Below are 13,465 nucleotides of genomic sequence, written 5' to 3'. Positions count from 1 at the left end.
ATATTGACTAATAAAGCGACAACAAAAACATAGCTGAATTTTGTATTTTTTTAAATCCAAGTTTTTAGTTTTTACAGAAAGAAACTTAGAAATCACTGTTTTATGAATTATATTCTTTTTGATGGCCCATCCCGAAATAATTTGCTGCCCTTTACCTATACAAGGCCTGTAGCTGATATTAGAATAGGTATTTTAACCATTCGTGAAAAATGGGAAACCTTTTTAAAAACCACTACAACTACTGTTACCGAAGAGTATTTGTCTGATAAGTACCCCATGTTGGAAATGGACGAAAACATTATGATAAATGCTGCTTTTCTTCCCAATTTGGGATTGGTGGAGATGATAAATGAGCTAAAAGAGAACCAAGCTATTTTTAAAGACGAAGATGTTATTGCTTTTTTTACAAAGGAAGCCAAAGACGATATCGATTTTAAACAGTATGAGGTCTTGGAGTTTAGAGAGGAGCTTATTAAAATAGAGAACACATGGGATATTTTTTCTAAAAACAATGAAGCTATTCAGGAGGATTTTAATCTAATTACCAAAGATAGAACCTCCCAACCAATCCCATCCAGCAACAATATTATTGGCGCGGAACAAATTTTTATAGAAGAAGGAGCTACAGTAGAGTTCGCTACTTTAAATGCCAATACAGGACCAATATATATAGGTAAAGATGCTCTAGTAATGGAAGGTACTTTAATAAGAGGACCTTTAGCGTTATGCAATAACGCCGTAACTAAATTGGGAACTAAAATATATGGTGCTACAACCATAGGTCCATATTCTAAAGTAGGAGGCGAAGTGAAAAATGTAGTCCTTTTTGGTAATTCCAACAAAGGCCATGAAGGCTATCTTGGAGACTCTGTGTTGGGGGAATGGTGTAATTTGGGAGCAGATACCAATACCTCCAACCTTAAGAACAATTATGCAGAGGTTCGTTTATGGAATTACAATACTCAGGGGTTTGCTAGAACAGGATTGCAATTTTGCGGACTTATGATGGGCGACCATAGTAAGTGTGGCATCAATACCATGTTTAATACTGGAACGGTTGTAGGTGTAAGTGTCAATATTTTTGGTTCTGGATTTCCTAGAAACTTTGTTCCCAGCTTTAGTTGGGGTGGCCATAGTGGATTGACAACTTATCAAACCAAAAAGGCTTTTGAAACTATTGAAAAGGTGTTTTCCAGACAAAATATGGTATTTGACCAAAAGGATAGGGATATCTTGGAACGTGTTTTTGAACTATCCAAAACCTACAGAAGGTCTTGATTTTTTGATGTTTATCCGATTACTTTAGTGGGTTTTCCATGAAATGTTATATTTGGTCAGCATCAAATCATTTTAATCATGAGGTCCATTTACTTTATTTTTCTCTTTTTGGGTTTTTATGGTTTTACGCAGCCTTCAGATTACACCCTAACCAATTTAGAAATTAATAATGAATACCCCCATTTTGGTTTAATGAAAACCAAAGGAAAAAAAATATTGTTTACTTCCTTTGCATTGAATAAGCGGGGTAAAGTAGAATTGGCTGGAGGCAACCCAGTACTAACCATTTATGAAGGTACGTTATCAGGTGATGGCAAAATAATGAAAGTTCAACCCGTAGCAATCGATGCCAATATACCAACGGTAACCAGTGCTGTACTATCTCCTAACGAGAAGCATTTAATCATTACGACATTATATACCAATAAAAACAGGCCTAAAGGTGATTTTAAAGAAACGAATTTCCATTTAGAAATAGGAGAGTATCAAGAAGGTATAGGCTGGACCAACTTTAAGGTGTTGCCTTTTTGTAACCCAAGGTATTCCTATGCGCATCCTGCTTTTAGTAATGATGGTGAAACCTTGTATTTTACGGGTAATGTAAGGGGAGGAAAAGCGACTACCAAAGGCGGTTCCGATATTTTTAAAGTAAACATTATGGAAAACAATACCTATGGTGAACCAGAAAATCTGGGTAGTAATGTCAATTCCTACAGCCGTGAAATGTTTCCCTATGTAAGCGATGACAATACTTTGTATTTTGCGTCTAACCGACCTGGTTATGGTGGCTTCGACATTTATAAATGTGTCATGAAGGAAGATGGTAGTTTTGAAAAGGCTGAAAAATTGCCTAAACCGTTAAATAGTGATAAGGATGATTTTTCATTGATTATAAATTCTAATAGCGCTTCAGGGTTTTTGGTTTCAAAGCGCATTGGGGGAAAAGGCGATGATGACATCTATCATTTTGTTGTAAAGCCCTAAATAAGTCCAATGGACTAATTTTTCCTTACCCGCCTTAAATCCAATAAATTAATGGGGTTAATACCCAATCCTTTCACATTTTTTCTTGTAAAACGTAGCACTTCATCGTAGTATAATGGAACCATAATGGCGTGCTCCATAGCAATAGAGTCCATTTGGGTATAAAGTAATTTTCGCTCTTCAATATTCTTAATGGTAAAGGCTTTGTTGTAGAGGCTGTCCAATAATCTATTTTTAAAATGAAAATAATTTGATCCATTAGGAGCAAAGTTTTTACTATAGAAGATAGACAAATAGTTTTCGGCATCTAAGTAATCGGCTATCCAAGAGCTTCTAAACATATCAATTTTACCATTGGATCTAGCACTTCTTAGAGTAGCTTCTGGCATTACATCAATATTAATCTTTAATCCCGTTTTTTGCAATTCCTGTTGTATATACTCACAAAAACTCAAATAGTTGCTAGTAGTGTTTAGCGTTATTTCTGGATGATTTATTCCTGTTTCGGTTTTAAATTGTTCTATAAGTTGTTTAGCTTTTTTTGGCTGATAATTATAACCATTAGTTTCACTATGGCCAGCAAGCCCTATAGGTATAAAGCCACCAATTGCAGGATTGCCAATACCGTTGTTTAAATAAAGCATCATTTTTTTTCTATCAAAACCAAGATTTATAGCTTTTCTTATCAACTCCGATTGTATTTCTGGTGTTTCAGAATCTAGATAAAAACCCAAGTATTCGGTGTTTAAATACGGTCCACGAATCATATTTATGGTTTCAAAATACTTTTTACGAAGCTTACCATTACTTGTTAGCAATTCATCCTTATAAGATGCATCTAAGCCAGAAATATAATCTATGTTGCCTTGGGCAAATTGTAAAAACTCACCTTGTTTATCAGGGAGAAAGGTGAGTGCTACAGCTTCTAAATAAGGTAATTGGTTGCCCTGTTCATCCTTTTCAAAATAAAGCTCATTTTTTCTAAACACCAGCTTGATATTTTCTTCCCAGCGCTTAAATTTAAAGGGGCCAGTACCTATGGGGTGTGATCTAAATTCAGTGCCATAATGTTCTACTATTTCCTTAGGAACCACAGAGCAATATTTCATGGCCAATAGCCCTATAAATGCAGGAAAAGGCTGTTTTAAATCAATTTGAAAGACCGTATCGTTGATGGCCTTAAAATCATCAACTTTGTTTAACACCCAACCTCCTGGAGCAGCTGTTTTAGAATCCCTTAACCGATTTAGACTAAATGTAAAATCTTCTGCGACAACTGTTCGGGTAGAATCTTTTCCAAATAAAGGGTGCTTATGGAAATAAACATCGTCTCTTAAAATGAAGGTATAAGAGGTGCCATCTTCAGATATCAGCCAACGTTTGGCTATTGCAGGATGAATATTGAGATTTTTATCCAATTGTACCAATCCGTTAAACAATTGATTGCAGGCCGAATTATCCTGTAATGTTCTGGAGAAAGCAGGGTCTAGTGTATTTAGATTAGCATATTCGTTATACCGAAAAACCAATTGGTCTTGGTTTATGTTTGAAATATTTTTGCAGGAGAAAAAGACTAAAACAATGCAACTAATTGACAAGTAGTTTTTTAAACATTTTAATGTGGGTTTTATCATATAACTTATTAGTTGTAAATTTGCAGTCTTTTAATGGTAAATATAAATCTTATTAGTTCCTGAAACAAGTTAGGACATACAAAAGGGTTAATGAGCAAAAAAGTCGCATTTTACACATTAGGTTGTAAGCTTAATTTTTCTGAAACATCTACCATATCTAGAAGTTTTAAGAATGAAGGTTTTGACCGCGTTAATTTTTCGGAAAAAGCCGACATGTATGTGATTAACACTTGCTCGGTTACTGAAAATGCCGATAAGCGTTTTAAAACCATTGTGAAGCAGGCGCAAAAAGCAAATCCAAATGCGTTTATTGCAGCTGTGGGCTGTTACGCCCAGCTAAAACCAGAAGAATTGGCCAATGTTAATGGGGTGGATTTAGTATTGGGGGCAACCGAAAAGTTTAAGATTACCGAATATATAAACGACCTTAGCAAAAATGATTACGGTGAAGTGCATTCCTGTGAAATTGAAGAAGCCGATTTTTATGTAGGTTCTTATTCCATAGGTGATAGAACACGTGCCTTTTTAAAGGTTCAGGACGGGTGCGATTACAAATGCACTTATTGTACCATTCCATTGGCTCGTGGCATTTCAAGAAGTGATACCATGGACAATGTATTAAAAAACGCTAGGGAAATTTCAGCACAGGATATTAAGGAAATTGTACTAACAGGAGTTAATATTGGTGACTATGGTAAAGGAGAGTCTGGTAACAAAAACCATGCGCATACCTTTTTGGATTTAGTGACCGAACTTGATAAAGTAGAAGGCATTGAGCGTTTGCGCATTTCGTCTATCGAGCCTAATTTATTGAAGAATGAAACCATAGAACTGGTTTCAAACTCTAGGGCTTTTGTACCACATTTTCATATTCCGTTACAATCAGGAAGCAATGAAATACTTAATAAAATGAAGCGTAGGTATTTGAAAGAGCTTTATGTGGATAGGGTTGAAAAAATAAAATCGATTATGCCACATGCTTGTATTGGTGTTGATGTAATCGTTGGCTTTCCCGGTGAAACCGACACGCACTTTTTGGAAACCTACAATTTTTTAAACGAACTGGATATTTCCTATTTGCATGTGTTTACCTATTCTGAACGCGATAATACAGAAGCTGCCGATATGGATGGCGTTGTGCCCAATAACGTTAGAAGTAAGCGCAGTAAAATGCTAAGGGGTCTATCAGTTAAAAAGCGCCGTGCCTTTTATGAAAGTCAGATTGGTACAACCAGAACGGTATTGTTTGAAAGCGAGAATAAGGAAGGTTTTATAAATGGGTTTACTGAAAATTATGTGAAAGTAAAAACTCCCTGGAATCCAATATTGGTCAATACATTACATCAAGTGAAGTTGACTAAAATTGACGATGATGGCTTGGTTAGATTTGAGTTTGTAAATCAATTGAAGCCCGTTAAAACCCTTTAAAGTACCTTTTAGGTTAGTTTTATTGACGTTTAACGGATTTTTTTGATGCAGCCAAAATACTGATGTAGGTTTGAGTTGAAATACGATTTCAATACTAAGAATCCAAATCTATTAGTCATGAAACATTCTTTAAACCTACTTACAGCATTTATACTTATTTTATCTTTTACCTCTTGTTCACAAGAAGAAGTGCAACAGGATGTTGATTTATTGGGTATTTGGGAAAATATGGCATCTACAAAAACATACACGTTGGTTTTTGGGCAAAACAATGCAGGGTTAAGTATTGAGACATATTCAAATGGTTCTGAAATATCTTCAAGTGCTATTCCATTTAATTGGATAATTAATAATAAGGAAGTATTGCTTTTAGATGGTGCTACGCCTCAAGGGACTTATGTTATAAATGACGAAGGACAATTAGTTTCAAGTGATTTACAATTTGTTAAAGTTTCAAGCGACTATTCAAAATACTATTAAGAAAACCAAAAACCAAATAAAAACAAAAAACTCCCAAGCTTATAACTTGGGAGTTTTTTTTATAATGTATTACCTTATTTATATCCTTACACCAACAGGAAGCATACGTTTGTATTTTCTATTACTTCGTACAAACTTTGCTATTTCGGGACTTGTAGGTACAATACTCAAGTTGCGTTCCCCAATTTGCTCAAAAACAGCAGCTAAAAATTCCTTTTTAAATTCATCTCCATTAATTTCACTCGGAATGACAAGTTTTGTTAAAAAAATCTTCCGTTCTTGTAGGGAGTACTCAATTTTAGCTAAATGATTTTCAATTTTTAATTCATATTGTCGTAAAAAATCATTGTCAATTAATTCTGCTACATCAACCATGGTAAGTATATTAATTTATTTTCTTAGGAGTAGTAAATAGTGATAACTATTTGTCTAAATTTGTTTTGCAAAATTACAAAAAAAATCCACATAACAAAAGGGAATATCCGTTAAAAGCTTATGGGTCAAGAACTAATACATGTGTATTTAATGCCGGGGATGGCTGCAAGCCCCAAAATATTTGAACATATTGAGTTACCCCAAGACCAATTTAAACTTCATTATCTAGAATGGGTACATCCATTTAATAATGAGACTATAGAAGCCTATGCTTTTCGTATGGTTCAACAAATAAAGCATAATAACATAGTATTATTGGGTGTGTCGTTTGGGGGAGTAATGGTTCAGGAGATGAGCAAACATTTTAAGGTTAGAAAATTAATTATTGTATCTAGCATTAAATTAATGCATGAAATGCCAAAACGAATGCAACTTGCTAAAAAACTTAAAGCATATAAATTGTTACCGTTTCAATGGGTTTCAAATATAGAGATGTTTGCTAAATATGCTATGGGTGAATTCGTTCAAAAGCGATTGGAACTCTATAAAATGTATTTGTCTGTAAACGATCCTGCATATTTAAAGTGGGCTATTACTAGTATGTTGTGCTGGAACCAAAAAGAGGTTATTCAAAACATTGTGCATATTCATGGGGATAATGATTCGGTGTTTCCCATTGAAAATATAAAAGGTTGTATAGTTGTTAAGGGAGGAACACATATTATGATTTTAAATAAATATAGATGGTTTAATGCGAATTTACCTGCTATAATTTTAGAGGGCATCTAAAACAGATTCAAATATTTTTTATAATTTTAAGCAAAACTTATTGGTGATGAAGACAGTAAAAAATGCACTAGCGTTTGTGGGATTGTTAAGTTTGTGTTATTTGTTCATTAATGCTCTACAAGATGCCCCAACCGATGAAAATTTTGAAAAGAAACTTATAAACGATTATAATGTTTATGCGTTGCAGGTGCCACAACATTTAGATTTTGCAGGAGAAATCATGCCTCTAAAAAATCCAGATATCCTGGAACGTATGGACAGGGAATTATTGGTTAATACTTATTGGCAATCTAATGGATTGCTTATGTTTAAGAGAGCCAGAAAGTATTTTCCAACTATAGAACCTATTCTAGCGAAATATGGTGTCCCCGATGATTTTAAATATCTTGCAGTTATTGAAAGCGGCCTTACCAATGCGGTGTCACCAGCTGGAGCTAGGGGTGTGTGGCAGATTATGAGTACTACGGGAAAGGAAAACGGTTTAGAGGTGAACAATAATGTTGATGAACGTTACCATTTAGAAAAGGCAACAGAGGTAGCATGCAAGTACCTTTTAAAATCGAAGGAAGAACTTGGCTCATGGACGTTGGCAGCAGCAGCTTATAATGCTGGGAATTCAGGAATATCAAGACGCCTTGAAGAACAAGGCGTAAACAATTATTACGACATGCTTTTAGGGGAAGAAACAGGGCGTTATATATTTAGGATAGTAGCTTTAAAAGAAATTTTATCCAATCCTAACAAATATGGATTCAACTTTAGGGAAAAGGATTTATATAGTAGCGTGCCAACCTATAAAGTTGAGGTGGACACAGCTGTTACAGATTTTACAAATTTCGCTGAAAAATTTGGTATAAACTATAAAATATTAAAGTTGCATAACCCATGGTTAAGGGAGCCTCATTTAAATAACAAGACACGTAAATTATATCATATTGAAATTCCAAAGGAAGGTTATTATCAATAATTACGCTTTGATGGTATGCTTCAGTTTTTAAAGGACTATTACTGGGAAATATTAATAGTATTCAATTACGTTATTTCCATTTCAGTTGTAATAACCATTCTTCTTAAAAATATTAACCCTGCAAAAACACTCTCCTATATAATAGTTTTAGTGTTTTTTCCTTTTTTCGGGTTAGTTGTTTATTACTTTTTTGGTCAAGAATATAGAAAGAATAAAATTTTCGGTAAAAAACACATTTTAAATAAAAATGTTGTAAAGTCTATTAATAAAGAGCTTGAGTTAACTAATCGAGACATTAAAAAGATTGATAAATATTTAGATGACAAAGTAAAACTGGTAAAATTACTTTATTCCAGTGATGCCGAACCTTTAACCTTAAAGAATGATGTAAAAATACTAAAGAATGGAGATGAAAAATTTCAAAACCTTATAAAGGATTTGAGAGCTGCAAAGCATCACATACATATGGAATATTACATTATTAAGGATGATGCTATAGGTACTGAAGTTTTAAACATATTATGTGAAAAATCCAATGAGGGTATAGAGGTTAAACTTATCTATGATGATGTGGGTAGTAAAATTTCAAGAAAAATGAAAAAAAAGCTCACTAATTCAGGTGTAGAACATTACCCTTTTATGCCAGTATTATTTTCTAGGTTTACAGGCAAAATGAATTATAGAAACCATAGAAAGATTACCATTATTGATGGTAAAACAGCCTATGTTGGTGGAATAAATATTGCAGATGAATACCTAAATGATCATCAAACTAAAAGATTCTGGAGGGATACTCATATTTGTATAAAAGGAGAAGGAGTTAAATCACTTCAAATCCATTTTTTAGCTACATGGGATTTTGTGTGCGATAAAAAATTAACTGTTTATAAAACCTTTTTTCCAGAAGTTGAAACTAACCAAAATGTCGCAATTCAAATAGCCGCTAGTGGTCCAGATACAGATTGGGCAAACATTATGGAAGTGATTTTTACAGCAATTACTACGGCAGAAGACTATATTTATATTACAACACCCTATTTTGTGCCTAACGACCAAATAATTACGGCACTTCAAGTTGCTTCTAAAAGTGGAGTGGATGTAAGGTTAATTATACCGGATAAATCTGATTCATGGGTTGTTAAACATGCGTCCAATTCCTATCTGGAAGAGTTGTTAAAGGCAGGTGTAAAAGTTTATAAATATCAAAAAGGCTTTGTTCATGCCAAGACTATGGTCATAGACGACATATTTTCAACTGTTGGAACATCAAATATGGATTATAGAAGCTTTAATATTAACTTTGAAATCAATGCTTTTATTTATGACGCAAAACAAAGTAAAATACTAAAGTCCCATTTTTTGGAAGATATAAGCAGAAGTAAAGAAGTAAGTTATCAAACCTATTTAAATAGATCAAAGTTCGATAAATTAAAAGAATCTTACTGTAGACTTTGGTCTCCTTTAATTTAAACTTTATTTGGATCGACGTTTTTGCGCTCTTAATGAAGCACCAGCCCCATAATGTTGGTTAGGACCCACGGCACGCTTCATATTTTGTTTCATCATTTTAATCTGATCGTTAAGCATACCTTGTTTATCCAACTTTTGAGCTTCACTAAGAAGTTTTTGTGCTTCCTGCTTTCTGCGTTTAGAAAAAGCAATACCAGCAAGGTTTAATTTTGCCATGGCAAGATCATGATTCATATTCAAACCCAAAGAAATCGCTTTTCTAAAGTACTTTTCGGCTTCGTTCATATTGCTCTGGGATACCATAATACCATGTAAATAGTTATAGTAGCCTTGCTGCTTTTTAACCAAGGCAGTTTCTGGGTTTTTTATTTTATTGAGCCATTTTTTAGCACCATCAAAATCCTGTTTGCGTAAACGTAAAAAGGCCAATAGGATGAATTCATTTTTAAAATAAAGAAAAATAAAGATACACGATAAAAGTACATACATTATGCCATTACCTATATTACCTTCATAAAATTGATAAACTGAATAAGCAAAAATTCCAGTAGCTATTATGAGTTTTATGATTTTATTGTACATAAGGAGTATTGTTAAATAATTTCAAGAAATATTTTAATGAAAAAGAAACTTTCAGATTCATTCCCGTTGCAAATAAACTAAAATTTAATCAAAATTGAAGCATGTTCGCTTAACAAAAAGTAGGCATAGATCAAATAAATAAAGGGATGATAAGGTTTTTTTACAGAAAAAAATATTTGTGAAATATTTTATAAAAATGATTTGCAAAGTTGTAAAGGCTTTGTATATTTGCCCTCAGTTTTGGAAGACCTCAAAACAACACTTGAAAACATTACAATTTTAGATTTTAAAGATACAAGATAATGAGTAAAAGAACATTTCAGCCTTCTAAAAGAAAGAGAAGAAATAAACACGGTTTTAGAGAAAGAATGGCTTCTGCTAATGGAAGAAAAGTATTGGCACGTAGAAGAGCTAAAGGAAGAAAGAAATTATCTGTGTCATCTGAGTCAAGACATAAGAAATAATGATTAACAATTGTTGATAATATAAAGGTGTTACTTAAGTGTAACGCCTTTTTTTATATCTATTGATTGCTATTTTTGTAACGAATTAAAACACAATATATAACCTTAAGAAAATGCCGAAAAATTCTAAACTTAAATCGATACTAATTATTGGCTCTGGACCTATTGTTATTGGGCAGGCGTGCGAATTTGATTATTCTGGATCACAAGCTTTAAGGTCGTTAAGAGAGGATGGAATTGAAACGATATTGATTAATTCCAATCCGGCAACAATAATGACCGATCCGTCTATGGCCGATCATGTTTATTTATTGCCGCTTAATACCAAATCCATAATTAAGATTTTAAAGGAACACCCTCAAATAGATGCTGTGTTGCCAACTATGGGGGGGCAGACTGCGTTGAATTTATGTATTGAAGCCGACGAAAAAGGTATTTGGAAAGATTTTGGAGTAGAATTGATAGGTGTAGATATAAATGCCATTAATATAACAGAGGATAGGGAGCAGTTTAGAGAGTTGATGGAAAAAATAGGTGTTGCTATGGCGCCTCAAGCTACAGCGACTTCATTTTTGCAAGGTAAAGAAATTGCGCAAGAATTTGGTTTTCCGTTATGTATTCGTTCCTCATTTACTTTAGGAGGAGCTGGAGCAGCTATTGTTCATGATGAGAAGGATTTTGATAAATTATTACGTAGAGGCTTGGAAATTTCCCCAATTCACGAAGTGATGATTGACAAAGCCATGATGGGGTGGAAAGAATACGAATTGGAGCTACTTCGTGATAAAAATGATAATGTTGTTATTATTTGTTCTATAGAAAATATGGATCCAATGGGTATCCATACAGGAGATTCCATTACCGTAGCTCCTGCCATGACATTGAGTGATAGAACTTATCAAAAAATGCGTGATATGGCTATTAAAATGATGCGCAGTATTGGTGATTTTGAAGGGGGTTGTAATGTACAGTTTGCTGTAAGTCCAGATGAAAAAGAAGATATTATTGCCATTGAAATTAACCCACGTGTATCGCGTTCTTCAGCTTTAGCTAGTAAGGCAACAGGATATCCAATAGCCAAAGTAGCTACTAAATTAGCCATAGGTTATACACTAGATGAATTGGATAACCAAATTACTAAGTCAACATCGGCTTTATTTGAACCTACATTAGATTATGTTATTGTAAAGATACCACGTTGGAACTTTGATAAATTTGAAGGATCTGATAGAACATTGGGCTTACAAATGAAGGCTGTAGGTGAGGTTATGGGTATTGGACGTTCGTTTCAGGAGGCTCTGCATAAAGCTACACAGTCATTAGAGATCAAAAGAAATGGTTTAGGAGCCGATGGTAAAGGTTATAAGGATTACAATCAAATTATTGAGAAATTAACCCATGCCTCTTGGGACAGGGTATTTGTCATTTACGATGCGATTGCAATGGGCATTCCGTTAAGCCAAATTTATGATATCACAAAAATAGATATGTGGTATTTAAAACAATATGAGGAATTGTTTCAATTGGAAAAAGAAATTTCGAAGTATACCATCGATACCTTAGAAAAAGAATTATTGTTGGAGGCTAAACAAAAAGGTTATGGTGATCGCCAGATTGCACATATGCTTGGTTGTTTGGAAAGTCAGGTGTATAACAAAAGAGATGAATTCAATATTCAGCGTGTATACAAATTAGTAGATACTTGTGCTGCCGAGTTTAGGGCCCAAACACCATATTACTATTCGACTTTTGAAAGTGATATGGAAACAGCTGATGGTGAACGTTATGCAGATAATGAAAGTATAGTTTCAAACAAGAAAAAGATAGTAGTTTTAGGTTCTGGTCCTAATAGAATAGGGCAAGGGATTGAATTCGATTATTGTTGTGTTCATGGTGTGTTGGCTGCCGCAGAGTGTGGTTACGAAACCATAATGATTAACTGTAATCCAGAGACCGTTTCGACAGATTTTGATACTGCTGATAAGTTATACTTCGAACCTGTCTTCTGGGAGCATATATACGATATTATCCGACATGAAAAACCAGAAGGTGTTATTGTTCAGTTAGGTGGGCAAACCGCTTTGAAACTAGCTGAAAAATTAACCAAATACGGTATTAAGATTATAGGGACAAGCTTTGAGTCGTTAGACTTGGCAGAAGATAGAGGAAGTTTCTCAACCTTACTAAAAGAGCATAACATACCATATCCAGAGTTTGGTGTGGCTGAAAATGCAGACGAAGCCTTAGCGTTAGCCGATAAATTGAATTTCCCAATTTTGGTTAGACCTAGTTATGTGCTTGGCGGCCAGGGAATGAAAATTGTAATTAACAAGGAGGAGTTGGTAGAGCATGTGGTAGATTTACTTCGAAAAATCCCCAATAATAAACTGTTATTGGATCATTATCTAGATGGTGCTATAGAAGCCGAAGCCGATGCCATTTGTGATGCTGATGGCAATGTATACATTATTGGTATTATGGAGCATATAGAGCCCTGTGGTGTACACTCGGGAGACTCCAATGCAACGTTACCAGCCTTTAACCTGGGGGATTTAGTCATGCAACAAATTATAGACCACACCCATACCATTGCTAGGGCATTGAATACAGTTGGATTAATTAATATTCAGTTTGCTATTAAAGATGATGTGGTTTATATTATTGAGGCCAATCCAAGAGCTTCCAGAACTGTACCTTTTATTGCTAAAGCCTATAAAGAGCCTTACGTGAATTATGCAACTAAGGTTATGCTGGGTGAGAAAAAGGTAACGGACTTTATTTTTAACCCAAAGTTGGAAGGTTACGCCATAAAACAACCTGTGTTCTCATTTAATAAATTCCCCAATGTTGATAAGCGTTTAGGTCCAGAAATGAAGAGTACAGGAGAAAGTATCCTGTTTATAGATAGTTTGAAGGATGACGAGTTTTACGACTTATACTCCAGAAGAAAGATGTATTTGAGTAAATAATACAATCTATAGAAAAAAAGCCGCTTTTAGCGGCTTTTTTTATTA

At 34.2% G+C, this 13,465-nt stretch carries 12 protein-coding genes; 9 read left to right on the top strand and 3 right to left on the bottom strand.

From position 1 onward, the window contains the following. Positions 1-102 precede the first annotated feature (102 nt). Together K7G79_RS10755 and K7G79_RS10750 are read left to right on the top strand one after the other, a co-directional pair. Positions 103-1,278 (top strand): putative sugar nucleotidyl transferase, encoded by a 1,176-nt coding sequence (locus K7G79_RS10755; RefSeq protein ID WP_223551584.1) that lies wholly within the window; start codon positions 103-105, stop codon positions 1,276-1,278. Between the two features lie 78 nt (positions 1,279-1,356). Beyond that, positions 1,357-2,262, top strand: coding sequence for a hypothetical protein (locus K7G79_RS10750; RefSeq protein WP_223551583.1), 906 nt, complete (start codon positions 1,357-1,359; stop codon positions 2,260-2,262). 14 nt (positions 2,263-2,276) lie between these two features. Here the strand turns inward: K7G79_RS10750 and K7G79_RS10745 are convergent, their stop codons facing one another. After that, entirely contained in the window at positions 2,277-3,896 is a 1,620-nt protein-coding gene (locus K7G79_RS10745; RefSeq protein WP_223551582.1) for an ABC transporter substrate-binding protein, read from the bottom strand. A gap of 90 nt (positions 3,897-3,986) precedes the next feature. On the opposite strand from K7G79_RS10745, the gene mtaB reads away from it, so the two are divergent. Together mtaB and K7G79_RS10735 are read left to right on the top strand one after the other, a co-directional pair. After that, positions 3,987-5,324, top strand: a complete 1,338-nt coding sequence (mtaB, locus tag K7G79_RS10740) for a tRNA (N(6)-L-threonylcarbamoyladenosine(37)-C(2))-methylthiotransferase MtaB (RefSeq protein ID WP_223551581.1) — start codon at positions 3,987-3,989, stop codon at positions 5,322-5,324. A 117-nt stretch (positions 5,325-5,441) separates the two neighbouring features. Further along, the gene (locus K7G79_RS10735; RefSeq protein ID WP_223551580.1) at positions 5,442-5,804 is read left to right on the top strand and encodes a hypothetical protein; all 363 of its coding nucleotides are present in this window, start codon (positions 5,442-5,444) and stop codon (positions 5,802-5,804) included. Between the two features lie 78 nt (positions 5,805-5,882). Here the strand turns inward: K7G79_RS10735 and K7G79_RS10730 are convergent, their stop codons facing one another. Next, positions 5,883-6,179 carry an N-acetyltransferase gene (locus K7G79_RS10730; RefSeq protein ID WP_223551579.1) on the bottom strand — a complete coding sequence of 99 codons (297 nt, stop codon included), beginning with the start codon at positions 6,177-6,179 and terminating at the stop codon, positions 5,883-5,885. 120 nt (positions 6,180-6,299) lie between these two features. On the opposite strand from K7G79_RS10730, the gene K7G79_RS10725 reads away from it, so the two are divergent. The 3 genes from K7G79_RS10725 to cls are packed head-to-tail and all read left to right on the top strand — an operon-like array spanning position 6,300 to position 9,405. Beyond that, complete coding sequence (locus K7G79_RS10725; RefSeq protein WP_223551578.1) at positions 6,300-6,968, top strand: alpha/beta hydrolase; 669 nt, start codon at positions 6,300-6,302, stop codon at positions 6,966-6,968. A 46-nt stretch (positions 6,969-7,014) separates the two neighbouring features. Beyond that, positions 7,015-7,935: a lytic transglycosylase domain-containing protein gene (locus K7G79_RS10720; protein WP_223551577.1), complete on the top strand. Its 921-nt coding sequence runs from the start codon at positions 7,015-7,017 to the stop codon at positions 7,933-7,935. A 15-nt stretch (positions 7,936-7,950) separates the two neighbouring features. Continuing rightward, positions 7,951-9,405: a cardiolipin synthase gene (cls, locus tag K7G79_RS10715; protein ID WP_223551576.1), complete on the top strand. Its 1,455-nt coding sequence runs from the start codon at positions 7,951-7,953 to the stop codon at positions 9,403-9,405. 3 nt (positions 9,406-9,408) lie between these two features. Here the strand turns inward: cls and K7G79_RS10710 are convergent, their stop codons facing one another. Beyond that, the gene (locus K7G79_RS10710) at positions 9,409-9,987 is read right to left on the bottom strand and encodes a DUF2892 domain-containing protein (protein WP_223551575.1); all 579 of its coding nucleotides are present in this window, start codon (positions 9,985-9,987) and stop codon (positions 9,409-9,411) included. Between the two features lie 302 nt (positions 9,988-10,289). Here K7G79_RS10710 and rpmH point away from each other — a divergent pair, with 302 nt between their 5' ends. Then, positions 10,290-10,451, top strand: coding sequence for a 50S ribosomal protein L34 (gene rpmH, locus K7G79_RS10705; protein WP_038527912.1), 162 nt, complete (start codon positions 10,290-10,292; stop codon positions 10,449-10,451). 113 nt (positions 10,452-10,564) lie between these two features. Then, a complete protein-coding gene (gene carB, locus K7G79_RS10700; RefSeq protein ID WP_223551574.1) occupies positions 10,565-13,420 on the top strand; it encodes a carbamoyl-phosphate synthase large subunit in 2,856 nt (951 codons plus the stop codon). Positions 13,421-13,465: the final 45 nt, after the last annotated feature.

This window comes from Aestuariivivens sp. NBU2969 (genome assembly GCF_019931125.1).
Classification (GTDB): Bacteria; Bacteroidota; Bacteroidia; order Flavobacteriales; family Flavobacteriaceae; genus Aestuariivivens; species Aestuariivivens marinum.
Note: the sequence above shows the minus strand (reverse complement) of the source record. Positions and strands in the feature narration are given on the sequence as shown.